Source organism: Micromonospora sp. BL4, from assembly GCF_003667505.1.
GTDB lineage: Bacteria > Actinomycetota > Actinomycetes > Mycobacteriales > Micromonosporaceae > Micromonospora.
On the sequence record NZ_RCVJ01000154.1, the window covers coordinates 17,951 to 42,923 of the forward strand.

Genomic DNA, 24,973 nt, shown 5'->3' on the forward strand with positions numbered 1-24,973 from the left:
CCCTTCGTCATGTCCATCGCCCCCTTTGCTCTGCATGGTTGAAGTTTTCCTTCGGTTCCGTCGGTGCATCTTGAAACTTCTATTCGCGATCCGGTTGACTGTCGTCCATGCGTACCCGCAGACGATCCGCCCGCCGCACCGGCGTCCTGCTGCTGACGCCGCTGCTCATCCTGGTCGGTCCGGTGCCGGCGACAGCCGCCGCGCCGGCAGCCGCCCCCGTGGCCCCGTCCACCGTCGCCGAGGACGCGCCGCCCGCGTCGTCCCGGTCGGCCGGCTCGGTCAGTCTGGCCGCCGACCCGGCCACCGCGACCGCCGCGACCGCCGCCGCCGACGGCCTGGAGCCGGCCGGCGGCCTGGAGACCACGAAGGCCACCCGGCCGGTCGCGCCGGGCGTGCAACTCACCTCCTTCGACCGGTACGACGCCGAGGGCTGGCTGCGTGCCGACGCGCTCACCACCGACCTCGGCGGCGGGGCGACGGTCGACTACGTCAACTCCGGAGCCGTCAGCCGGGCCGAGCCGCTGCGGGGGGCGGTGGACCGCTCGCGCGCCGTCGCCGCGGTCAACGGTGACTTCTTCGACATCAACAACTCCGGCGCCGCCCAGGGCGTCGGCATCCGTGACGGCGAGCTGATCCAGTCGGCGGTCAGCGGTCACCGCAACGCGGTGGCGGTCACCGCGGACGGCCTCGGTCGAGTCATCGAGGTGAACTTCGACGGCACGGCCACGCTGCCCACCGGGCCGGTGCCGTTGACGCAGTTCAACAACATCGTGCAGGCCGACGGCATCGGCGCGTTCACCGAGCTCTGGGGGACGTACCCGCGCGAGCGGGCGGTCTCGGGCTCGGCCCGCGTCGTCGAGGTCGTCGTGACCGGTGGCCGCGTGGCCGCGGTGGCCGGCGGGGCCGGTAGCGGCCCGATCGTCGCCGGCAGCACCGTGCTGCTCGGCCGCGACGCCGGGGCGGACGCGTTGGCCGGGCTCCGCCCGGGTGACCCGGTGACGGTGGCCTGGCAGCCGAAGCCGTCCGACGGCAGCACCCTGCACGCGGCGGTCGGCGGTGGCAACGTGCTGGTCCGCGACGGGGTCGTGCAGAGCATCGCCGACCCGACGCTGGCGCCGCGCACGGCGGTCGGCTTCACCGCCGACGGTCGTAAAATGATCATGTTGACCGTGGATGGTCGGCAGGTCGACAGTCGCGGCGTCACCCAGACCGAGATGGGCCGGATGATGGCCGAACTGGGCGCCCACCACGCGCTCAACCTGGACGGTGGTGGCTCGTCCACCCTGCTGGCCCGGGAGCCCGGCGCGCCGGCCGTGCAGGTCGAGAACGCGCCCTCGGACGGCAGCGAGCGGGCCGTGCCGAACGGCCTGGCCATCTACGCGCCGAAGGGCAGCGGCCGGCTCACCGGCTACTGGGTGGAGACTGCCAGCGACCCCACCGCCGCCCCCGGCATCTCACCGGTGCGCGGCGGCCGCCCCGACCGCGTCTTCCCCGGCCTCACCCGCACCCTAACCGCGGCCGGCTACGACGAGACGTACGGCCCGGCGGCCGGCGCACCGACCTGGCGCGTGACTCCGGCGGCACAGGGCCGGGTCGACCGTGACGGGGTGTTCCACGCCCGCGTGCCGGGGGCCAGCACGGTCACCGCGGCGCGCGGTCGGGCAACCGGCTCGCTGGGCCTCACGGTGCTCGGACCGCTGGCCCGAGTCGACTCCACAGTGGAACGGGTCGGGCTGACCGGTCGGGACGGCAACGCCCTCGTCGGTGTGGTCGGCTACGACGCCGAGGGCAACACCGCACCGATCGAGCCGGCCGACCTGACCCTCGACTACGACCGGGACCTGCTGCGGATCACCCCCACCGACGACGGCAACCTCGCCGTCACCGCGCTGCGCGAGACCGGCTCCGGACTGGTCACCGTCCACGTCGGACGCCACACCACCGTCCTGCCGGTCACCGTCGGACTGACCGACGTTCCGGTGGCCGGCTTCGACGACGCCGCGTCCTGGCGGTTCAGCCAGGCCCGGGCCAGCGGCTCGGTCGCGCCCGCGCCGGGCCACACCGGCACGGGCCTGCGGATGTCGTACGACTTCAGCCAGTCCACCGGCACCCGGGCCGCGTACGCGGACCCGCCGGCCTGGATCGAGGTGCCCGGTCAGCCGCAGGCGTTCGGCATGTGGATCCACGGCAACGGCACCGGGGAGTGGCCCAGCCTGCACCTGCACGACGCCCAGGACACCCAGCACGTGCTGCGCGGTCCGCTGATCACCTGGACCGGCTGGCGGTACGTGGAGTTCGCGGTGCCGGCGGGGGTGCAGTACCCGGTGCGTGTCCGCCGGTTCTACGTGGCCGAGACCAACGCCGCCGCGCAGTACACCAGCGAGGTCATCATCGACGACCTGGTGGCGAAGGTGCCGCCCACGGTCGACGTGCCGCCGGTGGCGCCGCGTACCGATCGGGTCGTGGTCCGCGACGGCACCGTGGACGGCGCACCCTGGCGGTTCGCGGTGCTGTCCGACGCCCAGTTCGTCGCCGCCGACCCGGACAGCGACCTGGTCGCCCAGGCCCGGCGGACGCTGCGCGAGGTGAAGGCGGCCCGGCCGGACTTCCTGCTGATCAACGGGGACCTCGTGGACACCGCGTACCCGGCCGACTTCGCGCTGGCGAAGCGGATCCTCGACGAGGAGCTGGGCGACGCGCTGCCCTGGTACTACGTGCCCGGCAACCACGAGATCATGGGCGCCCCGATCAGCAACTTCCAGGCCGTGTTCGGCGCGACCTCGCGGGTGTTCGACCACGCCGGCACCCGGTTCGTCACGCTGAACTCGTCCACCGGGACGCTGCGCGGCGGAGGCTTCGACCAGGTGCGGATGCTGCGCGAGACGCTGGACGCGGCGGCCGCCGACCGGCGGGTCGGGTCGGTGGTCGTCCTGCACCATCACCCGCCGCGCGACCCCAGCCCGGCGCAGGCCAGCCAGCTCGGTGACCGCAAGGAGGCGGCGCTGCTGGAGCAGTGGCTGGCCGACTTCCAGCACCGCACCGGCAAGGGCGCGCTGTTCGTGGGCGGGCACGTCGGCACGTTCCACGCCGACCGGGTCGACGGGGTGCCGTACGTCATCAACGGCAACTCGGGCAAGACGCCGTCCACCCCGGCGGACCAGGGCGGCTTCACCGGCTGGACGGAGTTCGGCGTGGACCCGGTCACCCGGGCCGAGGCCGAACGTGCCCGGCGCGACCCGCTCGCCGAGGGGCCGCGCTGGGTGGACGCGGAGTTCCACGCGCACGTGGACCAGCTCGCGGTGAACGCCCCGCCCAGCGTCGCGGTCGGCGTCCCGGCGTCGGTCACCGCCACGCTGACCCAGCCGGGTGGGCGTACCGTCCCGGTGGCCGCCCCGGTCAGCGCGGACTGGTCCGCCTCGCCGGGGGTGCACATCGGCGCCGCGGCCGGAGTCCGCCCGTGGCACACCGCCCGCTTCGACCCGGCCACCGGCACCCTGACCGCGCTGCGCCCCGGCGCCCCCGTCCGCCTGACCGTCACCGTCAACAACCTTCGCGCCGAAGCCACCGTCAAGCTGACGGCCCGCTGAGGGCTGGGAAGGGCCCCTTCCTGTCGCCTCCCGCGCAGGAAGGGGCCCGCCTTTCAGAAGTCGCCGTCGGCCACCTGGAAGACGGTGAGGCCGAGGGCCCGCCACATCTGGACCACCTGGGCGCGGTCGTCGAACACACCGACCACCCGGTAGCGGTCCCGGATCTCCCGCTCGTAGATCTCCCGCTTGACGACGGAGTCCTTGCGGGAGTCGCCCACCGCGCGTAGGTGCAGGCCGAGGTAGGGCACCCGGACGTGTCGGGCCAGCCACGTCTCGGTGGCCGCCCGCGCCGAGGCGTCCCGCCCGGAGCAGAAGACCACCCCGTACCCGGCGGCGTGCATGGCCCGGACCGCCGCGATCACCGCCGGGTTCGGCTGGTCCTCGCCCACCCTGGTCATGTCGTACGGGCTGCGCGAGACGGCCAGCGCGACGGTGCCGTCGATGTCCACCAGGACGATCTCCGGTGGTTCGGTCGACGGCGGGCGCACGGTGGCGGGTCGTCCGGTGCGGGCCTGTGGCACCGGCAGCGGCAGCGTCCGCCCCTCCAGGTAGCGCTCGTGCAGCCGGCGGATCACGTCCGCGCCGACCCGGTCGGCCTCCGGGCGGGCGGCGTCGCGGCGCAGGCACTCGGCCAGTGGCACGTCGGTGAAGTCGTGCACCTCGAACTCGGCGCCGTACCGGGCGGCCAGGTCGGCCCAGTCCCGCAGGGTTCGCGAGCGCAGGTTGGTGTCGTCCACGCAGACGTCCGCCCGGGTCCGCAGCAGCGCCTCGACCTGCGCCCGCTGGACGGTGGTCACCTGCGCCTCGGCCCACTGGGTGAAGAGCCGCTCGCCGTGCAGCATCCGGCGCAGGTCGTCACGGTTGACCCGGACCACGGACGGCTGGAGGGTCCGGGCGAAGGTCGTCTTGCCGGACGCCGGCAGGCCCCGGGTGGCGATCAGGCGGGTCATCGGCTCCCCTCCGGCTGGGCGGGCGTACCCCCGGCGGGGCACTCGGCGGCGTCCCGCCGGGTGGGTGAATGCCCGGCCGGACGCCGGGAATGCGGACGGGGAGGCACGTGTTGACGATGCCGGACGAGGTGTGCGGCCCGATTACCGGGTCGGCTCAGGCCCATGGCACACTGGTCAATCGGCCACCGGTTCCGGTTCACGCCCGAGCCCGTCGCGCACGGCGCGACGGGCGGTGACGGCGACCCGGCGACCACCAACGAGAGGACCGAGGCGAGATGAAGGCAAACATCCACCCGGAGTACGTGACCACCGAGGTCAGCTGCTCCTGTGGCAACACGTTCACGACCCGCAGCACCGCCAAGGGCGGGGCGATCCACGTCGAGACCTGCAGCGCCTGCCACCCGTTCTACACCGGTAAGCAGCGCGTTCTCGACACCGCCGGCCGGGTCGCGAAGTTCCAGCAGAAGTACGCCAAGGTTCAGGCCAAGAAGGCCAAGTAGTTCCTCGTTCGGCGCCCGCGTCCGGTTTTCCGCCGGACGCGGGCGCCGTCCGCATTCCGCCCTGTTTTCCCGCCCGGCGACCGGCACCTCGGTCCGGCCCGGCCGGCGCCGCACCCTCGAAGGAGCATCCGCAGCATGAGCAGCGAGCGTCTGGCCGGCCTCCTCGACGAGTACGCGGAGCTGGAGAAGCGGCTGGCCGATCCGGCCATCCACGCCGACCAGGCGACCGCGCGGCGGGTCGGCCGCCGGTACGCCGAGCTGGTGCCGCTGCACAAGGCTGCCGGCGAGCTGGAGCAGGCGCGTGCCGACCTAGCGGCTGCCCGTGAGCTGGCTGCCGAGGATCCCTCCTTCGCCGCCGAGACCGAGGCGATCGCGGCGTCCCTGCCGGTCCTGGAGGAGCGGCTCGCCGAGCTGCTCATCCCGCGTGACCCGCACGACGCCAAGGACGTGATCGTCGAGATCAAGGCCGGTGAGGGCGGCGAGGAGTCGGCGCTGTTCGCCGGCGACCTGCTGCGGATGTACAGCCGGTACGCCGAGCGCCACGGCTGGATCACCGAGGTGATCGACGCGCAGGACTCCGACCTGGGCGGCGTCAAGGACGTCTCGCTGTCGATCAAGACCAAGGGCGTCCCGGAGGGCGGCAACGGCGTCTGGTCGCGGCTCAAGTGGGAGGGCGGCGTGCACCGGGTGCAGCGCGTCCCGGTCACCGAGTCGCAGGGTCGGATCCACACCAGCGCCGCCGGGGTGCTGGTGCTGCCGGAGGCCGAGGACGTCGACGTCACCATCGACCAGAACGACCTGCGTATCGACGTGTTCCGCTCGTCCGGCCCGGGCGGCCAGTCGGTGAACACCACCGACTCGGCGGTGCGGATCACCCACCTGCCGACCGGCATCGTCGTCTCCTGCCAGAACGAGAAGTCCCAGTTGCAGAACCGGGAGCAGGCGATGCGGATCCTGCGGGCCCGGTTGCTCGCCGCCGCCCAGGAGCAGGCCGACGCCGCCGCATCGGACGCCCGGAAGGCGCAGGTGCGTACGGTGGACCGCTCGGAGCGGATCCGCACCTACAACTTCCCGCAGAACCGGATCACCGACCACCGGATCGGCTACACCGCGTACAACCTGGATCTGGCTCTGGCCGGCGAGCTGGACGGGGTGCTGGACGCCCTGACCGAGGCCGACCGCGCCGCCCGGCTGGCCGGCGACACCGAGCTGACCCGCCGCTGACCGCAGCGCAGCAACTGACGCAGCGCCGCCGTTGACCGCAGCGCCGGCAGTCGGCGCGCGGTGCCGGCGGGCGGCGCCGACCCGTGTTCGGGCGGTCAGCTCGCGCGCGGGCGGCTCTTGGCTCGCAGCATCTCCCGGTCGGCCTCCTCGAAGGCGACGCTGAGCGCGTCGCGCAGCCCACTCCCGCCGGAGACCTCGGCGAAGCCGATGCTCACCCCGACCGGGGTTCCCGGCACCAGCGACTCCCAGTCCTCGGCGCGGACCGCGGCTTCGATCCGGCGGGCCACCTCGGTGGCCTCGGTCATGCCGGTGTCCGGGAGCACCACCACGAACTCGTCACCGCCGTAGCGGGCCACGAAGTCGCCGCGCCGCATCACCCGGTTGATCACCCCGGCGATGCGTTGCAGCACCAGGTCACCGGAGTGGTGCCCGTGCCGGGTGTTGACCGCCTTGAAGCCGTCCAGATCGCAGACGCCGATCACCACCCGCTCGCCGCGGGTGACCACGGCGGTGATGTACCGCTCCAGCCGCCGCCGGTTGGGCAGCCCGGTGAGCGGGTCGGTCAGCGCCTCTCCCTCGAACCGCGCCGCCTCGCGGCGCATCTCCTCGTGGTCGATCCGGGCGGCGATGCCGTCGATGTAGACGTCGCGCAGCCGGTCGTTGCGCTGCGCGGCGAGCCGGAACGCCAGCCGGTCCGCCCGGTGCGCCGCCACGTGGTCGCCGGCCCGGGCCAGCGCGATGCTGCGCAGGCGGGCCGGCTCGGCCGCGCCGAGCGTCTCGGTGGACACCCGGATGGAGTCCAGGCGGGTGACCGCCTCGATCGGCCGCCCGGCGGCGACGGCCAGGCAGACCTGGCCGAGTTGACGCATGTCGCGCGCGCGGGCGCTGTCCCCGCCGTGGCTGAGCAGGCGGGACGGATCGCCCTCTCCGCCGGACTCCACCCGGTCGCCGAGCGCCGCCTGCCGGGCGGTCGCGTAGCCGTACGCGGCGAGGCTGCTGGGACGCAGCCGGCCGGCCCGCCCGGCATGCATGAACCGGGCCAGGTCGGCCGCGACGTCCCGGAGCACACGCAGGCAGCCGTCGCTGTCGCCGTTGTGGTCCAGCGCCACGGCGTTGCGCAGCCGGATGCCCGGCGCGGCGAACGTCTCCTCCGGGATCCCGGCGGTCAGCCCCAGCTGCCGGGCGCGTTCGATCGCCCCGAGGGCGTACCCGTGGAAGCTGAGGTAGCTGTACGCCATGGCGAGGTCGTGCCAGCCCCAGGCGGTGTCCCGGTCCGGGTCCTCCACCGCGCCGAGCGCCCGGGCAGCCTTCACCAGGTGGGTGACGCAGCGGTCCAGTGCGCCCTGGTGGTGCGCGGCGAGCGCGGCGAGCGCGTTGAGGTGCCCGTGCAGGTAGGGCTCGGCGAGGTCGCGGACCGCCGCCGAGGCCTCCTCGATGGCCCGGGTGAACTCCGCCGTGCGACCGAGATTGATCAGCGCGGAGAGTCGCTGCACCATGGCGTCCGCTCGCGCCGCCGGGTCCGTCGTGGTGCGGATCACCCGCTCCAGCAGGGCGTACGACTCTGCGGAACGACTGGCCTCCTGCAACGCCCGGGCGTGCGTGAGGGCGTCAACCTGGTCATCGACCCGGTCGAGCCAGCCCACTCGCGACCTCCCGTCGTGTGCGCCTCGACGCACCGGTTCGTGGCGTCGCCCGCGACGCTTCATGATTATGACGTGACCACTCTGCCGCAACACCCCCCCGAAGGGACAGGGCGGCTCCGTCCGTCCGCCGCGGTGGCCCGGGCGGCCCGTCTGCTCGCCGACGCCGGGGTGGGCCCGGCCCGGGTGGAGGCCGAGTTGCTGGCGGCGTACGTGCTGGGGGTGCCCCGGGGTCGGCTGGCGCTCGCCGACGACCTGACCGACGACCACCTGGCCCGGCTCGACGAGCTGGTGCGTCGCCGTGCCGCCCGGGAGCCGTTGCAGCACCTGACCGGTCGGGCCGGCTTCCGACACCTGGAGCTGGCGGTCGGTCCGGGCGTCTTCGTGCCCCGGCCGGAGACGGAGCTGCTGGCCGGCTGGGGCCTCGATGAGGGCCGCCGCCGGACCGATCCGTTGGTGGTGGACCTGTGCAGCGGGTCCGGCGCGATCGCGCTGGCGGTCGCTCAGGAGCTGCCGGGCGCGCGGGTGGTGGCGGTGGAGCGGTCGCCGGCCGCGTTGGCCTGGCTGCGCCGCAACGCGGCGGAGCGCGCGGAGGCAGGGGACCGCCCGATCGAGGTGGTCGAGGCCGACGTCACCGCGCCGGACCTGCTGGCCGAACTCGTCGGCCGGGTGGACGTGCTGCTCTGCAACCCGCCGTACGTGCCGGTCGAGGTGGTGGTGCCGCCGGAGGTGGCCGGGCACGACCCGGCGGAGGCGGTCTTCGGCGGCGCGGACGGTCTGGCGGTGATCCGGCCGGTGATCACCCGGGCGGCGGCGCTGCTGCGGCCCGGCGGCGTGCTCGGGGTGGAGCACGACGACACGCACGGCTCGGCGGTGCCCGGGCTGCTGGCCGCGGACGGCCGATTCACCGCGATCACGGAGCATCCGGACCTCACCGGCCGCCCTCGCTACGCCACCGCGTCCCGACGGGCGGACGGCCAGCACGCCCCGAGCGGGACGGCGTGGCAGACTGACTCCTCGTGATGCTCTACGACTGCCGGTCGCCCGCTGATCGGGACCGCGGCATCGCTGCGGCCATCGAGGCGGTCAAGAACGGCGAGCTGGTCGTCCTGCCGACGGACACTGTTTACGGCATCGGCGCGGACGCGTTCACCCCGTACGCGGTCAAGGCGCTGCTGGACGCGAAGGGCCGGGGCCGGCAGATGCCGCCGCCGGTGCTGATCGGCTCGCGGCAGACCCTCGACGGGTTGGTCTTCTCGCTGCCCAGCGCCGCCCGGGACCTGGTGGAGGCGTTCTGGCCGGGTGCCTTGACGATCGTGGTCGAGCACTCGCCGAGCCTCCAGTGGGACCTGGGCGACAAGTCGGGCACGGTGGCGGTGCGGATGCCGCTGCACCCGGTGGCGCTGGAGGTGCTGCGGGAGACCGGCCCGATGGCGGTCTCCTCGGCCAACAAGACCGGCCAGCCCGCCGCGGTCACCGCCGAGGAGGCGCGCGACCAGCTCAGCTACTCCGTGCGGGCATACCTGGAAGCCGGGCCCTGCCCGGATCCGGTGCCCAGCACGATCGTGGACCTGACCGGCGAGGTGCCGCAGCTGCTGCGGGCCGGCGCGATTCCGCTGGAGAAGCTGCGCGACGTCGTGCCGGATCTCGTCGACGACCGGGGAGTCTGAGTGCCCCCGTTCACCGTGCTGCACGTCTGCATGGGCAACATCTGCCGCTCGCCGATGGCCGAGCGGCTGCTCGCCCTGGCCGTGCGGGAGCGGTTGGCCCGGCGTGAGCAGGACCCGGCCCGGGCCGAGGAGCTGCTGCACAGCCACAGCGCCGGCACGGGTGGCTGGCACGCCGGCGAGGAGATGAACCCGCCGGCGGCCCGGCAGGTCATCGGCCGGGGCGGGGACGTCGAGGGGTTCGCCGCGCGCAAGCTGCGTTCGGAGCACATCGACGCCGCCGACCTGGTCCTGACCGCGACGGCGGATCAGCAGGAGTACGTGGTGGCGCTGCGTCCGGACGCGGCGGCCCGCACGTTCGTGCTGGGTGAGTTCGGCCGCCTGCTGGCCGGGGTGGACGCCGCCGCGCTGCCGCCGGCCGAGGCGACCCCGGAGGCGGTGTACGCCCGGGGCGTGGCCCTGGTGGCGGCGGCCCACGACGCCCGGCTGGGCGCCGCGCTGCTGCCGAGCGACGATCTCGACGACCCGTGGGGTCGCGGCGACCAGTGCTTCAGCCGGGTCGCCGACGAGATCGAGGAGACGGTCCACCCGCTGGCCGCCGCGCTGCTGCCCTGAGCGGCGTGCGAGTTTCCTCCGGGTTTGGGGAAAACCCGGGGCGAAAGGGGCGTTCCGGGTCATTCTGAACGGGTCCTAGCGTGACCGGCTCCTGCGGGGAGAGCTGATGATCCGGGCCCATCTCGACAAACTGCTGACCGTGGTGATCGCCGGCGTGCTCGCCGGCTTGGTGCTGGCGGCGGCCGCCCTGCCGGTGGCCCTGGTCTTCGGGATCGGCTTCAGCGCCCTGTCCACGCCCTACTCGGAACTGCCGAACACGCTGCGCACGCCGCCCACCGCCCAGCGTTCCAACCTGTACGCCAACGACGGCACCACCCTGATCACCTCCTTCTACCAGGAGGACCGGGTGGACGTGCCGCTGCACGAGGTCGCGCCGGTGATGCGCCAGGCCATCGTGGCCGCCGAGGACGTCCGGTTCTTCCAGCACAGCGGGGTGGACCTGCGGGGTGTGGTGCGCGCGTTCACCGTGAACAAGCGCGACGGTCAGACCCGGCAGGGCGCCTCCACGCTGACCATGCAGTACGTCCGCAACGTGCTCAGCAGCGATCCCCGGCTGACCGAGAGCCAGCGCAGGGCGGCCACCGACGTCACCACCGCTCGCAAGATCCAGGAGATGCGGTACGCGCTGGCGCTGGAGCGGGAGCTGAGCAAGGACGAGATCCTCACCCGCTACCTCAACATCGCCTACTTCGGGGCCGGGGCGTACGGCATCGCGGCGGCCAGCAAGCGCTACTTCTCCCGGGCTCCCGCCGATCTGACCCTGGCGCAGGCCGCTCTGCTGGCCGGGCTGGTCCAGTCGCCGGACAGCGACGACCCGATCAACGGCGACGCCGACAGCGCGCTGCGCCGGCGGGCGTACGTGCTGGAGCAGATGGTGGAGTCGAGCCAGGTGTCGGCGGACGCGGCGGCGGCGGCGCGGGCCGAGCCGTTGGACCTGCGCCCCAGCGAGACCCCGAACGACTGCACGGCCGTGCCGGACGGGCACAACGACTGGGGCTTCTTCTGCGACTGGTTCACCCGGTGGTGGAGCAACCAGCCGGCGTTCGGGTCGACCGCCGACGAGCGGCAGCGCACGCTGCGCCGGGGCGGGTTCTCCATCGTCTCCTCGCTCGACCCGGCCGTGCAGCGGGCCACCATCGAGCAGGTGCTGCGTATCTACAAGCCGACCGACGCCCGGGCGGTGCCGACCGCGGTGGTGCAGCCCGGCACCGGTCGGGTGCTGGCGATGGCGGTGAACCGCAGCTACAGCGTGGCGGACAACCCGGCCGGACAGAAGAACCACCCGAACACGGTGAACCAGCTGGTCGCCGGTGGCGGGGCGATCGACGGGTACCAGGGCGGGTCGACGTTCAAGCTCTTCACCATGCTGGCCGCGCTGGAGTCCGGCATGCCGCTGTCGACCGAGTTCACCGCGCCGACCCGGCTGCTCACGAAGTTCCCGGTGACCGGTGCGGCGAGCTGTGACGGTCGCTGGTGCCCGGCGAACGCCAGCCCGTCGTCGATGGACGGCCCGCGCACCATGTGGACCGCGTTCGGGCGTTCGGTGAACACGTACTTCGCCTGGCTCACCGAGCGGGTCGGCGCCGACCGGGTGGTGGAGATGGCCGAGCGGCTCGGCATCGTGCTGCGCGCCGACTCCGACGCCCGGCTGGCCCGGTACGGGGCGAAGAACTGGGGCCCGTTCACCCTGGGCGTGGCCGCCACGACCCCGCTCGACCTGGCCACGGCGTACGCCACGGTGGCCGCCGAGGGGACCTGGTGCGCCCCGCTGCCGGTGGTCTCGATCACCGACTCGGCGGGCCACCCGGTCGACGCCGCCAAGCCGGACTGCCGGCAGGCGCTCGACACCGATGTGGCCCGGGCGGCCGCCGACGCGGCCCGTTGCCCGGTCGGCGACCAGTCGATGTACGGGCGTTGCGACGGCGCCACCGCACGCGACCTGCGGGCCAAGCTCGGCCGCCCGGTGGCCGGCAAGACCGGCAGCTCGGAGCGGTACGAGGCGGAGACGGTGGTGGCGTTCACCCCGCAGCTCGCGGTGGCCTCGATGGCGGCGAACCCGGACGACCCACGCGACGCGGTGGGTCAGGCGGTGCAGGGCGCGATGGTGGACGCGGTCGGCGCGGTGCTCGCCTCCGCCCTGCGCGACCAGCCGGTCCAGGACTTCGTCCCGCCCAGCGAACGGGTCGCCTTCGAGGTCACCGGCGCGCGTACGGGCAACTGAGCCCGCGTTCCGGCCGGCCCCGGCGGGCTCAGGCGGTGCGCGCGGCCGGGTGGTCGGGGGCCTGTTCGGCGCCGCGGGCGATGTTGCGGGCCATCCCGCCGAAGACGACGGCGTGGAACGGGGCCACCGACCCCCAGTAGGCGTGCCCGGCCAGCCCGCGCGGCAGGAAGACCGCGCGTTGCAGGTAGCGGCTGCGTCCGTTGTCAGCGGGGAGCACCCGCATCTCCAGCCAGGCTCGGCCGGGCAGTCGCATCTCGGCGCGCAGCCGCAGCAACTCGCCGGGAACGATCTCCTCCACCCGCCAGAAGTCCAGGGCCTCACCGACCTGGAGGCGGTGCGGGTCGCGCCGGCCCCGGCGCAGCCCGACCCCGCCGATCAGCCGGTCCATCCAGCCGCGAATCGACCAGGCGAGCGGAAAAGAGTACCAGCCGTGCTCGCCGCCGACGCCCTCGACGACCCGCCAGAGCTTCGCCGGCGGCGCGTCCACCGTCCGTTCCCGTACGTCGGTGTAGGCGGTGCCGCCGGACCAGTCCGGGTCGGTGGGCAGCGGCTCGGCCGGTGCGTCCGGGCCACTCGCGGTCGACCAGCGCGTCTCCACCTGGGCGTCGCGCACCCTGGCCAGCGCCAGCGCCACCGCCTCGTCGAAGCCGGTCAGCCCGCCCGGCGGGTCGGGCACGTACCGGGCGATGTCGTGTTCGTGCGCGATCGCCTCGTGGACCAGGCTCTCCACCAGCGGGCGGGCGATGGCGTTCGGCACCGGCGTGACCAGACCGACCCAGTGCGAGGAGAGCGACGGGGTGAGCGGGCGGACCGGCACGATGATCCGCCGGCGCAGGCCGGCCACCCGGGCGTAGCGCTGCATCATGTCGCGGAAGCTGAGCACGTCCGGCCCGCCGATGTCGAAGCCGCGGTTGACCTCCGGCGGCAGCGCGGTGCAGCCGGCCAGGTAGCGCAGCACGTCACGGACCGCGATCGGCTGGATCCGGTTGCGGACCCAGCGCGGGGTGACCATGACGGGCAGCCGCTCGGTCAGGTAGCGCAGCATCTCGAACGAGGCCGAGCCGGAGCCGATGATCACCGCGGCCCGGAGCACCGCCGTGGGCACGCCGCTGGCCAGCAGGATCCGGCCCACCTCGGCCCGGGACCGCAGGTGCGGGGAGGGGACCTCCTCGTCGGCCGCCGGCTCCGGGCCGCCCAGGTAGACGATCCGGCGTACGCCGGCCGCCCGGGCCGCCGCCGCGAAGTTGGTCGCCGCCGCCCGGTCGGCGGCCTCGAAGTCGGGCCGGCCCAGCGAGTGCACCAGGAAGTAGGCGACGTCCACGTCGCTGAACGCGGCGGGCAGCGTCTCCGGTCGGCTCAGGTCGCCCTCGACGATCTCGGCGGCCGACGACCAGGGCACGTCGCGCAGCCGCACGGCCTTGCGGGCCAGGCAGCGCACGGTGTGCCCCTCGTTGAGCAGCGATGGCACCAGCCGCCCGCCGATGTATCCGGTGGCTCCGGTGACGAGGCATCTCACGGCTTCCAGTGTGCGGCCCCCTAGACTCGTTCGCTGTGGACACCGAGACGAGCACCTTCTGGGGGCCGGATTTCGCCCAGCTCAGGGCCACCGACCCGGAGATCGCCGGGGTGGTCCTCGGCGAGCTGGACCGGTTGCGCGGCGGCCTTCAGCTGATCGCGAGCGAGAACCTGACCTCGCCGGCGGTGCTGGCCGCGCTCGGTTCGACCCTGACCAACAAGTACGCCGAGGGCTACCCGGGCCGGCGCTACTACGGCGGCTGCGCCGAGGTGGACCGGGCCGAGGAGATCGGCATCGCGCGGGCGAAGGAGCTCTTCGCCGCCGAGCACGCCAACCTCCAGCCGCACTCCGGTGCCAGCGCGAACCTGGCCGCGTACGCCGCGCTGGTGCAGCCGGGGGACACGGTGCTCGCGATGGACCTGCCGCACGGCGGGCACCTGACCCACGGCAGCCGGGTGAACTTCTCCGGCAAGTGGTTCGCCACCGTGGGGTACACCGTCCGTCCGGACACCGAGCTGATCGACTACGACGAGGTGCGGGATCTGGCCCGGGCACACCGGCCCAAGATGATCATCTGCGGCGCCACCGCGTATCCCCGGTTGATCGACTTCGCCGCGTTCCGGGAGATCGCCGACGAGGTCGGCGCGTACCTGATGGTGGACGCGGCGCACTTCATCGGCCTGGTGGCCGGTCGGGCGATCCCGTCCCCGGTGCCGTACGCCGACGTCGTCTGCGCCACCACCCACAAGGTGCTGCGCGGCCCGCGCGGCGGCATGATCCTCTGCCGCGAGTCGCTGGCGCAGCGGATCGACAAGGCGGTCTTTCCGTTCACCCAGGGCGGTCCGCTGATGCACGCGGTCGCGGCCAAGGCGGTCGCGCTGCGCGAGGCCGCCCAGCCCGAATTCCAGACGTACGCCAGCCAGGTGGTCAGCAACGCCCAGGCGCTCGCCGCCGGGCTGGCCGCCGAGGGCATGCGCCCGGTGTCCGGGGGCACCGACACCCACCTCGCCCTGATCGACCTGCGCGAGCTGGAGGTGACCGGCACCGAGGCCGAGGCACGCTGCGACGCCGCGTCGATCACTCTGAACAAGAACGCGATCCCGTACGACCCGCGTCCGCCGATGGTGGCCTCCGGCCTCCGGGTCGGCACGCCCAGCGTCACCACACAGGGCATGCGGGAGGGGGAGCTGCGGCAGGTGGCCGCCCTGATCGCGCGGGCGGTACGCGCCGATTCCGGCGCCCCGGGCGGCGCCGACGAGCTGACCCGGGTCGGTGCCGAGGTGGCCGAGCTGGTCGCCGCGTTCCCGGCGTACCCCCGTGGCTGAGCCCACGATCGCCGACGCCGGCACCGACCGGCGCTGGCGGCTGCGACACCTGCCGGTGCTCCTGGTGGCGTCGGTGGCGCTCGCCGCGGTCGCCGCGGTGGTCGGTGGCGCGACCGGTGGCGTGACGGCCGCGTTCGGCGCGGCGGCCGGGGTCGGCGTCACGGTGCTCAGCTACACCCTCACCACGGTGGTGCTGGCCTGGGCCGACAAGATCAACCCGCAGCTGCTGCTGCCCCTCGGGCTGGGCCTGTACGCGCTGAAGTTCACCCTGCTGGGTGTGGTGATGGTGGCGGTGGCGTCGACCGGCTGGCCCGGTCTGGTCCCGCTCTGCCTCGGCATCGTCGCCGGGGTGGCGGTGTGGACGGCGGTGCACATCTGGTGGCTGACCACGGTGCACGCCCGCCGGGCCTGACCTGGCGATCATCCCATCCTGCGGACGCGTAACAACCTGTCGCCCATCGGTCATTCTCCCACGGGCGGAAGGGGAGTAGCGTGCCCACAGACGACGCGGCCCCCGAGATGCCCACACAACGACGGTTGTGCGGGGGGTGAGGCACAGCCTCGTCTTCCCGGCTGATATCGTTCGCCCCGTCATGGCTGGTGACCAAACCCCCCGTCCCGCCGGTGAACCGGACGACCTTCCGTCCGGCGCCGGTCAGGGTTGGACCGCGCTCAGCTACCTCATCGGAGGCATGCTCGTGTGGGGTTTCATCGGCTGGCTGGTTGACCAGTGGCTCGACACCGGCGGCGTCGCCACCGGGATCGGCGTCGTGCTCGGCATGGCCGGGGGGATCATCCTGGTCGTCCGCCGGCTCGGCACGCCTACTTAGGAAGGGACGCGGTGTTCGGACAGGCGAACGTTCTGGCAGCGGGCCAGGCGGGATTCCCACCCACGGTGGAGGACTTCTACCTGCCCAGCATCCTGCCCTGGGGTGTTGAGAACTCGTACTGGTTCACCAAGATCACGGCGATGGTTTGGATCGCCGTCGGCGTTCTGATCATCTTCTTCCTGGCGAGCTACCGGAACCCGCAGCTGGTGCCGACCAAGAAGCAGTGGTTCGCCGAGTCGATCTACGGCTTCGTGCGGAACAACATCGCCGTCGACATGATCGGCCGCGCGGGTGTGCGGTTCGCCCCTTACTTCACGACGCTGTTCTGCTTCGTGCTGCTGACGAACGCGTTCGCGATCATCCCGTTCTTTCAGATCTCGCCGAACTCGCACATCGCCTTCCCGGCGATCCTCGCGATCATCAGCTACCTGCTGTTCAACTACATCGGCATCAAGCAGCACGGCTTCGTCAAGTACTTCAGGAACTCGCTGATCCCGCCGGCGCCCTGGTACATCCTGCCGCTGCTGATCCCGATCGAGCTCTTCTCGACCTTCATCGTCCGGCCGTTCTCGCTCGCGGTGCGTCTCTTCGCGAACATGTTCGCCGGTCACATGCTCCTGCTGGTCTTCACGCTCGGCGGCTTCGCGATGCTGAGCGCCAACGCCTGGCTGGCCCCGGTCTCGGTGCTCTCCTGGGTGATGACCATCGCGCTCACCTTCCTCGAGTTCCTGGTGATCTGCCTGCAGGCATACGTCTTCACCGTCCTCACCGCCAGCTACGTGCAGGGCGCGCTCGCCGAAGAGCACTGATCCACCGCACCAACCGTTGTCGTCCCGCGTGAGAGTCACGCGTGATAACCAGGAGGAACCACACCAATGGACGCTAGCGTTCTCGCCGCGGTAGAGGGCAGCACCGCCGCCATCGGCTACGGCCTCGCGGCCATCGGCCCGGGCATCGGCGTCGGCCTGGTCTTCGCCGCCTACATCCAGTCGACCGCCCGCCAGCCGGAGTCGTCGCGGATGACCCTGCCGTACGTCTGGATCGGCTTCGCCGTCATCGAGGCGCTGGCGCTGCTGGGCATCGCCTTCGGCTTCATCTGGGCCGGCTGATCCCGCCCTTAGACCGGGAGGTAACCATGTACTTCCTCGCCGCTGAGGGTGGTGAGTCGACCCACAACCCGATCATCCCGCTCTGGCAGGAGATCGTGGTCGGTTCGGTCGCCTTCGCCGTGCTCTGCTTCGTGCTGATGAAGTTCGTCTTCCCCCGCATGGAGCAGACGTTCCAGGCTCGGGTCGACGCGATCGAGGGCGGCATCAAGCGCGCCGAGGCCGCTCAGGCCGAGGCGAACCAGCTGCTCGAGCAGTACCGTGCCCAGCTCGCCGAGGCCCGCACCGACGCCGCGAAGATCCGCGACGACGCCCGGGCCGACGCCGAGGGGATCCGGCAGGACGTCCTCGCCAAGGCGCGGGAGGAGTCCGACCGGATCATCGCGGCCGGCAAGGACCAGCTCGCCGCCGAGCGGGCCACCATCGTGCGCGAGCTGCGCACGGAGGTCGGCACCATCGCGGTGGACCTGGCCAGCAAGATCGTCGGTGAGTCGCTGGCCGACGAGGCGCGGCGCAAGGGCACCGTCGACCGGTTCCTGAGCGGTCTCGAGAGCACGGGGGCCCGCTGATGCAGGCCGCCAGCCGGGAGTCGTACAAGATCGCGGCCGAGCGCCTCGACGCGTACGTCCGCGGCACCGACCCGGCCACGGTGGCCCACGCCGCGAACGACCTGCTCGCGGTCGCCGGGTTGCTGCGGCGCGAGCCGCGGTTGCGTCGGGCGCTCTCGGATCCGGCCCGGTCCGGCACGGACCGCGCCGAACTGCTCAGCGGAATGCTGCGCGGCAAGATCGGCGACGGGGCGCTCGACCTGGTCGCCGCACTGGTCTCCGGTCGTTGGTCGACGCCGACGGAGCTGCTCGACGGTGTCGAGCGGCTCGGCGTCGAGGCCGCGCTGGCCAGCGTCGACGCGGCCGGTGACCTGGGCGAGGTCGAGGACGAGCTGTTCCGCTTCGGGCAGGTCGTCGCCGGCCAGCCCGAGCTCTCCGCGGTGCTCTCCAACTCGTCGGCCCCGGTGGACCAGCGGGGGGTCCTGGTCGGCGAGCTGCTGGCCGGCAAGGCTCGCCTGGCCACCGTCCGCCTCATCGAGGTGGCGCTGGCCGGCTTCGGCGGGCGCTCCTTCGCCGGATCGCTCACCCGGCTGGTGGAACTCGCCGCCGAACGGCGGGACCGCCAGGTGGCGTACGTCACCGTGGCAGCCCCGTTGAGTGACGAGGAGGAGCACCGGCTGGGCGCGAGTCTCGCCGGGATATACGGTCGAGAGGTCTCCGTCAAGCAGACGGTCGACCCTCACGTCCTGGGTGGCGTGAGCGTGCGGGTCGGCTCCGACCTGTACGACGGCACCATCCTGCGCCGCCTCAACGAGACCCGCAACGCGCTCGCGAAGCGCTGACCGGCTCCGCCGCCCGCGTTGCGGCGACTCCGCCGCGAAGCGCCCGGAATGACAGACGCCATTCGGACCGGTCGGTACTAGGTATCCCGGGCCCCTGAATTTTAAGGAAGCAGAGGATGGCCGAGCTGACCATCTCGACGGAGGAGATCCGCGGCGCCCTGGAGCGCTACGTCTCCTCCTACTCGACCGACGTCTCCCGCGAGGAGGTCGGCACCGTCGCCGACACCGGTGACGGCATCGCCCACGTCGAGGGCCTGCCCTCGACCAAGACCAACGAGCTGCTGGAGTTCGAGGACGGCACGCTCGGCGTGGCGCTGAACCTCGACGTCCGGGAGATCGGTGTCGTCGTTCTCGGTGACTCCGCCAAGTTGGAGGAGGGGCAGCGCGTCAAGCGCACCGACCGGGTGCTCTCCGTGCCCGTCGGCGACGCCTTCCTCGGCCGCGTGGTCAACGCGCTCGGCCAGCCGATCGACGGCCTCGGCGACATCGCCGACGAGGGCTACCGCGAGCTGGAGCTGCAGGCTCCGAACGTGATGTCCCGGCAGTCGGTGTTCGAGCCGCTGCAGACCGGCATCAAGGCGATCGACGCGATGACGCCGATCGGTCGGGGCCAGCGGCAGCTGATCATCGGTGACCGGAAGACCGGTAAGACCACGGTCGCTCTGGACGCCATCCTCAACCAGCGGGACAACTGGCGCACCGGCGACCCGAAGAAGCAGGTTCGCTGCATCTACGTCGCCATCGGCCAGAAGGCCTCCACCATCGCCTCGATCAAGGGGCAGCTGGAGGAGGCGGGCGCGATGGAGTACACCACCATCGTGGCCTCCCCGGCGTCCGACCCGGCCGGCTTCAAGTACATCGCCCCGTACACCGGCTCGTCCATCGGACAGCACTGGATGTACGGCGGCAAGCACGTCCTGATCGTCTTCGACGACCTGAGCAAGCAGGCCGAGGCGTACCGGGCCGTGTCGCTGCTGCTGCGTCGCCCGCCGGGCCGTGAGGCGTACCCGGGTGACGTCTTCTACCTGCACTCGCGTCTGCTGGAGCGCTGCGCGAAGCTCTCCGACGAGCTGGGTGGCGGCTCGATGACCGGTCTGCCGATCATCGAGACGAAGGCCAACGACATCTCGGCCTTCATCCCGACCAACGTCATCTCGATCACCGACGGCCAGATCTTCCTGGAGACCGACCTGTTCAACCAGGGCGTCCGTCCGGCGATCAACGTCGGTACCTCGGTCTCCCGGGTCGGTGGCGCCGCGCAGGTGAAGCCGATGCGCAAGGTTGCCGGTTCGCTGCGCCTCAACCTGGCCCAGTACCGCGAGCTGGAGGCGTTCGCCGCCTTCGCCTCCGACCTGGACAAGGCCTCCCGGGCCCAGCTGGACCGCGGTGTCCGGCTGGTCGAGCTGCTCAAGCAGCCGAACTACTCGCCGTACCCGGTGCAGGAAGAGGTCGTCTCGGTCTGGGCCGGCACCGAGGGCAAGCTGGACGACATCCCGGTGGGTGAGGTCCGGCGCTTCGAGTCGGAGTTCCTCCAGTACCTGCGGCACAAGCACGCGGGTGTGCTGGCCGGGATCGCCGACAACCAGTGGAGCGACGACATCGTCGGTTCCCTGGACAACGCGATCAGCGAGTTCAAGCAGGTCTTCCTCGGTAAGGCGGACGAGCGTCAGGTCAACGACGCGCCGGCCGCGCCGCTGGAGGGCGAGGAGAACCGCGAGACGGTGACCCGCTTCCGCGACGGCGCGACCGACCGCCCGGCCGAGAGCTGATCCCATGGCGGCCCAGGTACGCGTTCTTCGTCAACGAATCCGCTCGGCGAAGTCGATGAAGAAGATCACCAAGGCGATGGAGCTCGTGGCGACGAGCCGGATCGCCAAGGCCCAGGCCCGGGTGCAGGCGTCCCTGCCGTACGCCCAGGCCATCACCGGCGTGCTCACGGCGCTGGCGTCCAACGCGCGGATCGACCACCCGCTGCTCACCCCGCGCGAGCGGGTGCGGCGGGCGGGCGTCCTGCTGGTCACCAGCGACCGTGGCCTGGCCGGCGGCTACAGCGCCAACGCGATCAAGATGGCGGAGTCGCTGATCGCGCGGCTCAAGGCGGACGGCAAGGAGCCGGTGCTCTACGTCATCGGGCGTAAGGGCGTCGGGTTCTACCGGTTCCGCAACCGGCCGATCGAGGCCAACTGGACGGGCTTCAGCGAGCAGCCGTCGTTCGAGGACGCCCGCACGGTGGGTGAGACGCTGATCAAGGCGTTCACCGCCGGTGCGGACGACGTCGACGGTGGTGCCGGTGCCGACGGGGTGCTCGGCGTCGACGAGTTGCACATCGTCTACACCGAGTTCCACTCGCTGATGACGCAGAACCCGGTCACCAAGATCGTTGGGCCGATGCAGGTGGAGGACCGGCCGCGCTCCGAGGGGCTGCTGCCGGCGTACGAGTTCGAGCCGGAGGCGGAGGCGCTGCTCGACGCGCTCCTGCCGAGGTACATCAACACGCGGATCTACGCGGCGTTGATCGAGTCGGCGGCGAGTGAGTCGGCGGCACGGCGGCGGGCGATGAAGAGCGCCACCGACAACGCCGAGGAAATGATCGAGAAGTACACGCGTGAGATGAACTCGGCTCGCCAGGCCGGGATCACCCAGGAGATCAGCGAGATCGTCGGCGGCGCCAACGCGCTGGCCGCGTCGGGAAGTGAAGTGTGATGACTGCACCAGTAGAGACCAAAACGGCCACGGGTCGCGTGGTCCGGGTCATCGGCCCGGTCGTCGACGCCGAGTTCCCGCGCGACGCCATGCCGGCCCTGTTCAACGCCCTGAACGTTGACGTGAACCTGTCCGGCGGTGAGAAGACGCTGACCCTGGAGGTCGCCCAGCACCTGGGTGACAACCTGGTCCGTGCCATCTCGATGCAGCCGACGGACGGCCTGGTCCGCGGCGCGGAGGTGCGTGACCGCGGCAAGCCGATCACCGTGCCGGTGGGCGACGCGGTCAAGGGCCACGTGTTCAACGCGATCGGCGAGGTGCTCAACCTCACCGAGGGCGAGACCCTGACCCCGGACGACCACTGGGGTATCCACCGCAAGGCCCCGGCCTTCGCGGACCTGGAGCCGAAGACCGAGATGCTGGAGACCGGCATCAAGGTCATCGACCTGCTCGCCCCGTACGTCAAGGGCGGCAAGATCGGCCTGTTCGGCGGCGCGGGTGTGGGCAAGACGGTGCTCATCCAGGAGATGATCACCCGTGTGGCCCGCAACTTCGGTGGTACCTCGGTCTTCGCCGGCGTGGGTGAGCGCACCCGTGAGGGCAACGACCTCATCGCCGAGATGACCGAGTCCGGCGTCATCGACAAGACCGCGCTGGTCTACGGCCAGATGGACGAGCCGCCGGGCACCCGGCTGCGGGTGGCGCTCTCCGCGCTGACCATGGCCGAGTACTTCCGCGACGTGAAGAAGCAGGAGGTGCTGCTCTTCATCGACAACATCTTCCGCTTCACCCAGGCCGGTTCGGAGGTCTCCACCCTGCTCGGCCGGATGCCGAGCGCGGTGGGTTACCAGCCGACCCTGGCCGACGAGATGGGCGAGCTCCAGGAGCGGATCACCTCCGTCCGGGGCCAGGCCATCACCTCCATGCAGGCGATCTACGTGCCGGCGGACGACTACACCGACCCCGCCCCGGCCACCACGTTCGCCCACCTGGACGCGACCACCAACCTGGAGCGGTCGATCTCCGACAAGGGCATCTACCCGGCCGTGGACCCGCTGGCGTCCTCGTCCCGGATCCTCGCCCCGGAGTTCGTCGGCGCCGAGCACTTCCAGGTCGCCACCGAGGTGAAGCGGATCCTGCAGCGCTACAAGGACCTGCAGGACATCATCGCCATCCTCGGCATCGAGGAGCTCTCCGAGGAAGACAAGATCACCGTGGCCCGGGCCCGGCGGATCGAGCGCTTCCTGTCGCAGAACACCTACGCGGCGGAGCAGTTCACCGGCGTGCCGGGCTCGACGGTCCCGATCAAGGAGACCATCGAGGCGTTCCGCAAGATCAGCGAGGGCGAGTACGACCACTTCCCCGAGCAGGCGTTCTTCATGTGCGGCGGTCTCGAGGACCTGGAGCGTAAGGCTGAGGAGCTGATGAAGGGCTGACCGCCCACTCAGATCCGCAACCAAAAGACTGCCCCGGCAATGCCGGGGCAGTCTTTTGTTCACCTTCGAGTCCTATCATCGCCGCGGTCCGTTACTCGCGGTCGTCGGTTCCCCACCACCCGAGCTACGGTCGTTTCGCGCGCTCACGTGAACGAGCGTTGAAATTGGCAACCTTTCGGCTGCGTGCGCCCGTCTCCTCTTCGTGGGCGTAACGAACGGAGATGCTCGTGGGTCAGGCCGGCAAGAGTGGCCGTAAGGCGTCCATCTGGCGTGGTGTGCCGCGCTGGGCCAGGGTCTGCACGGTGTTCGGCACCGTGCTGACCATGCTCAGCGGGGCCGTGCTGGTCGGCACCGAGGTGCTGATGGCCCGCTACGAGGGCGCGGTCGGCAAGGCCGACCTGTTCGGCGACCAGGCGGCCGGGGCGCAGGCGAAGAAGACCGACATCAAGGGCCCGCTCAACATCCTGCTGGTCGGCATCGACCCGCGTACGCCGACGGCGGCGCCACTGGCCGACTCGATCATGGTGCTGCACGTGCCGTCGTCGATGGACCGGGCCTATCTGTTCTCGCTGCCACGGGACCTCTACGTGCAGATCCCGCCGTTCAAGAAGGCCGACTTCGCCGGCGAGACCACGAAGATCAACGCCGCCATGTCGTTCGGCAGCCGGGTGCCGGGAGGAAACCCCGACGCCGCACGGGGCTTCGAGTTGCTGGCCACCACCGTGCAGAACGTGACCGGCATCAAGCGGTTCGACGCTGGCGCGATCATCAACTTCACCGGCTTCCAGAAGATCGTCGACGCCATGGGCGGCGTCGACATGTACATCGAGCGGGAAGTGAAGTCCGAGCACAAGCAGCCGGACGGTAAGCCGCGGCCGGGCAACACGCGCGGCGAGGGCTACGTCGGCCCGCAGGCGGTCTACGAGAAGGGCAACCAACACCTCAGCGGGTGGCAGGCGCTGGACTACGTCCGGCAGCGCTACCCGAAGAACGGTGTCCCCGACGCCGACTACGGCCGGCAGCGTCACCAGCAGCAGTTCGTCAAGGCCATGGTCGGGCAGGCGTTCAGCGCCGACGTGGTGTCCAACCCAATCAAGCTGGACAAGGTGCTTCGTGCCGCCGGCCAGTCGCTGATCTTCAACGGTCGCGGCAACAGCGTGGTCGACTACGGCATCGCCCTCAAGAACATCCGGCCCAACACGATCCAAATGATCAAGCTCCCCGGTGGCGGTGTCTTCGACGGCAAGAAGTACAAGGGCGAGCAGTTCAAGCCAGGCGTGTCGGACTTCTTCACCGCCCTGCACAATGAACAACTGGACCCGTTCCTGCTGGAGCACCCGGAATTCCAGAACAAGACCAAGTAGTCGTGGCGCAGCTCTCCCCACCCGCCTTGGGGGCGGGTCAGCGTCAGGACTAGACTTTCGGCAATCCGCCGCCGCAGCAAGGAGACAGCGTGGCACAGCAGCTTCACGTCGAGCTCGTCGCCGTCGAGGAGAAGGTCTGGTCCGGTGACGCCGAAATGGTCGTCGCCCGGACGACCGAAGGTGAACTCGGTGTCCTGCCGGGGCACGCGCCGCTGCTCGGCCAGCTCGCCGAGCCCGGCCAGGTCCGCATCAAGCTTGCCGGCGGTCAGCAGGTCTCCTACGACGTGGCCGGCGGCTTCCTCTCGGTGAGCGCCGACGGCGTCACCGTGCTGGCCGAGAGCGCGACCCCGGTCTCCTCGCAGAGCCACTGAGCCGTACCGGGGATGGAGATCGTCGAGGGAGTCGGGATCGGCGTCGCCGTCATCCTGGCTGCGCTCCTCATCCTCTTCGTCCGACGGGCACTGGTCACCCGTAGCGGTGGCATCATCCGGCTCAGCGTCCGGGTCTCCACGATGCTCGACGGCCGCGGCTGGTCGCCGGGCTTCGGCCGGTTCGCCGGTGACGAGCTGCGCTGGTACCGGATGTTCAGCTTCGCGCTTCGTCCCAAGCGGGTGCTCTCCCGCAAAGGGCTCGCGGTGGAGCGCCGCCGGTTGCCCGAGGGGCAGGAACGCCTCTCCATGCCGGCCGACTGGGTGATTCTCCGCTGTACCAGTCACCACGCACCGGTGGAGATTGCCATGGCGCGGTCGACAGTGACCGGTTTCCTCTCCTGGCTCGAGGCCGCCCCTCCGGGGGCGGTCTCGCCGCGTATGGCCTCCCAGGATTGGCCTGCTGCCTGACCTCCTTGGTCACTCTTGGGGGTTTCCGGGGAGCCCGCCCGGCTCCGGGCGGTCAGGCTT

General features: G+C 71.7%; 23 protein-coding genes. 20 read left to right on the top strand and 3 right to left on the bottom strand.

Going from position 1 to position 24,973, the window contains the following annotated elements; all coding sequences use genetic code 11:
- Nucleotides 1–107: 107 nt before the first annotated feature.
- Complete coding sequence (locus EAD89_RS20295; protein WP_121676843.1) at nucleotides 108–3,587, top strand: phosphodiester glycosidase family protein; 3,480 nt, start codon at nucleotides 108–110, stop codon at nucleotides 3,585–3,587.
- A gap of 53 nt (nucleotides 3,588–3,640) precedes the next feature.
- Here EAD89_RS20295 and EAD89_RS20300 read toward each other — a convergent pair whose 3' ends face one another.
- Nucleotides 3,641–4,537, bottom strand: a complete 897-nt coding sequence (locus tag EAD89_RS20300; protein WP_121654107.1) for an AAA family ATPase — start codon at nucleotides 4,535–4,537, stop codon at nucleotides 3,641–3,643.
- A 275-nt stretch (nucleotides 4,538–4,812) separates the two neighbouring features.
- Here EAD89_RS20300 and rpmE point away from each other — a divergent pair, with 275 nt between their 5' ends.
- Together rpmE and prfA are read left to right on the top strand one after the other, a co-directional pair.
- Complete coding sequence (rpmE, locus tag EAD89_RS20305) at nucleotides 4,813–5,037, top strand: 50S ribosomal protein L31 (RefSeq protein ID WP_007464546.1); 225 nt, start codon at nucleotides 4,813–4,815, stop codon at nucleotides 5,035–5,037.
- A 135-nt stretch (nucleotides 5,038–5,172) separates the two neighbouring features.
- Complete coding sequence (gene prfA, locus EAD89_RS20310; protein WP_121654106.1) at nucleotides 5,173–6,261, top strand: peptide chain release factor 1; 1,089 nt, start codon at nucleotides 5,173–5,175, stop codon at nucleotides 6,259–6,261.
- Between the two features lie 95 nt (nucleotides 6,262–6,356).
- Here the strand turns inward: prfA and EAD89_RS20315 are convergent, their stop codons facing one another.
- Nucleotides 6,357–7,904, bottom strand: coding sequence for a diguanylate cyclase (locus tag EAD89_RS20315; RefSeq protein ID WP_121654105.1), 1,548 nt, complete (start codon nucleotides 7,902–7,904; stop codon nucleotides 6,357–6,359).
- 72 nt (nucleotides 7,905–7,976) lie between these two features.
- Between EAD89_RS20315 and prmC the strand changes: the two genes are divergently transcribed.
- From prmC to EAD89_RS20335, 4 genes are all read left to right on the top strand, one after another.
- On the top strand, nucleotides 7,977–8,924 hold the full coding sequence (gene prmC, locus EAD89_RS20320) for a peptide chain release factor N(5)-glutamine methyltransferase (protein WP_121676844.1): 948 nt from the start codon (nucleotides 7,977–7,979) through the stop codon (nucleotides 8,922–8,924).
- The gene (locus EAD89_RS20325) at nucleotides 8,924–9,571 is read left to right on the top strand and encodes an L-threonylcarbamoyladenylate synthase (RefSeq protein ID WP_121654121.1); all 648 of its coding nucleotides are present in this window, start codon (nucleotides 8,924–8,926) and stop codon (nucleotides 9,569–9,571) included. The genes prmC and EAD89_RS20325 overlap by 1 nt, the downstream gene beginning before the upstream one ends.
- Nucleotides 9,572–10,183: a phosphotyrosine protein phosphatase gene (locus EAD89_RS20330; RefSeq protein ID WP_121654103.1), complete on the top strand. Its 612-nt coding sequence runs from the start codon at nucleotides 9,572–9,574 to the stop codon at nucleotides 10,181–10,183. It begins immediately after the preceding gene.
- A 106-nt stretch (nucleotides 10,184–10,289) separates the two neighbouring features.
- Nucleotides 10,290–12,404 (top strand): transglycosylase domain-containing protein, encoded by a 2,115-nt coding sequence (locus EAD89_RS20335; RefSeq protein WP_121654102.1) that lies wholly within the window; start codon nucleotides 10,290–10,292, stop codon nucleotides 12,402–12,404.
- 28 nt (nucleotides 12,405–12,432) lie between these two features.
- Here the strand turns inward: EAD89_RS20335 and EAD89_RS20340 are convergent, their stop codons facing one another.
- Nucleotides 12,433–13,920, bottom strand: a complete 1,488-nt coding sequence (locus tag EAD89_RS20340) for an SDR family oxidoreductase (RefSeq protein ID WP_121676845.1) — start codon at nucleotides 13,918–13,920, stop codon at nucleotides 12,433–12,435.
- A 35-nt stretch (nucleotides 13,921–13,955) separates the two neighbouring features.
- Between EAD89_RS20340 and glyA the strand changes: the two genes are divergently transcribed.
- From glyA to EAD89_RS20405, 13 genes are all read left to right on the top strand, one after another.
- Nucleotides 13,956–15,245, top strand: coding sequence for a serine hydroxymethyltransferase (gene glyA, locus EAD89_RS20345; RefSeq protein ID WP_199733568.1), 1,290 nt, complete (start codon nucleotides 13,956–13,958; stop codon nucleotides 15,243–15,245).
- Complete coding sequence (locus EAD89_RS20350; protein ID WP_121654099.1) at nucleotides 15,238–15,657, top strand: hypothetical protein; 420 nt, start codon at nucleotides 15,238–15,240, stop codon at nucleotides 15,655–15,657. Before glyA ends, EAD89_RS20350 begins: the two co-directional genes overlap by 8 nt.
- Nucleotides 15,658–15,838: 181 nt before the next feature.
- Nucleotides 15,839–16,075 (top strand): AtpZ/AtpI family protein, encoded by a 237-nt coding sequence (locus tag EAD89_RS20355; RefSeq protein ID WP_121654120.1) that lies wholly within the window; start codon nucleotides 15,839–15,841, stop codon nucleotides 16,073–16,075.
- Between the two features lie 11 nt (nucleotides 16,076–16,086).
- Nucleotides 16,087–16,884 carry a F0F1 ATP synthase subunit A gene (gene atpB, locus EAD89_RS20360; protein ID WP_121676847.1) on the top strand — a complete coding sequence of 266 codons (798 nt, stop codon included), beginning with the start codon at nucleotides 16,087–16,089 and terminating at the stop codon, nucleotides 16,882–16,884.
- 66 nt (nucleotides 16,885–16,950) lie between these two features.
- Nucleotides 16,951–17,184: an ATP synthase F0 subunit C gene (locus tag EAD89_RS20365; protein ID WP_030488047.1), complete on the top strand. Its 234-nt coding sequence runs from the start codon at nucleotides 16,951–16,953 to the stop codon at nucleotides 17,182–17,184.
- A 26-nt stretch (nucleotides 17,185–17,210) separates the two neighbouring features.
- Entirely contained in the window at nucleotides 17,211–17,750 is a 540-nt protein-coding gene (locus EAD89_RS20370) for a F0F1 ATP synthase subunit B (RefSeq protein ID WP_121654097.1), read from the top strand.
- A complete protein-coding gene (locus tag EAD89_RS20375) occupies nucleotides 17,750–18,571 on the top strand; it encodes a F0F1 ATP synthase subunit delta (protein ID WP_121654096.1) in 822 nt (273 codons plus the stop codon). Before EAD89_RS20370 ends, EAD89_RS20375 begins: the two co-directional genes overlap by 1 nt.
- A 116-nt stretch (nucleotides 18,572–18,687) precedes the next feature.
- Nucleotides 18,688–20,340 (top strand): F0F1 ATP synthase subunit alpha, encoded by a 1,653-nt coding sequence (gene atpA / locus EAD89_RS20380; protein ID WP_121654095.1) that lies wholly within the window; start codon nucleotides 18,688–18,690, stop codon nucleotides 20,338–20,340.
- A 4-nt stretch (nucleotides 20,341–20,344) separates the two neighbouring features.
- Complete coding sequence (locus tag EAD89_RS20385) at nucleotides 20,345–21,274, top strand: F0F1 ATP synthase subunit gamma (protein ID WP_121654094.1); 930 nt, start codon at nucleotides 20,345–20,347, stop codon at nucleotides 21,272–21,274.
- A complete protein-coding gene (gene atpD / locus EAD89_RS20390) occupies nucleotides 21,274–22,710 on the top strand; it encodes a F0F1 ATP synthase subunit beta (protein WP_121654093.1) in 1,437 nt (478 codons plus the stop codon). The genes EAD89_RS20385 and atpD overlap by 1 nt, the downstream gene beginning before the upstream one ends.
- Nucleotides 22,711–22,931: 221 nt before the next feature.
- On the top strand, nucleotides 22,932–24,074 hold the full coding sequence (locus EAD89_RS20395; protein ID WP_121676848.1) for an LCP family protein: 1,143 nt from the start codon (nucleotides 22,932–22,934) through the stop codon (nucleotides 24,072–24,074).
- An 89-nt stretch (nucleotides 24,075–24,163) separates the two neighbouring features.
- Nucleotides 24,164–24,445, top strand: coding sequence for a F0F1 ATP synthase subunit epsilon (locus EAD89_RS20400; RefSeq protein WP_121654091.1), 282 nt, complete (start codon nucleotides 24,164–24,166; stop codon nucleotides 24,443–24,445).
- 12 nt (nucleotides 24,446–24,457) lie between these two features.
- Nucleotides 24,458–24,913 carry a DUF2550 domain-containing protein gene (locus tag EAD89_RS20405; protein WP_121654090.1) on the top strand — a complete coding sequence of 152 codons (456 nt, stop codon included), beginning with the start codon at nucleotides 24,458–24,460 and terminating at the stop codon, nucleotides 24,911–24,913.
- The last annotated feature ends 60 nt before the right edge of the window (nucleotides 24,914–24,973 follow it).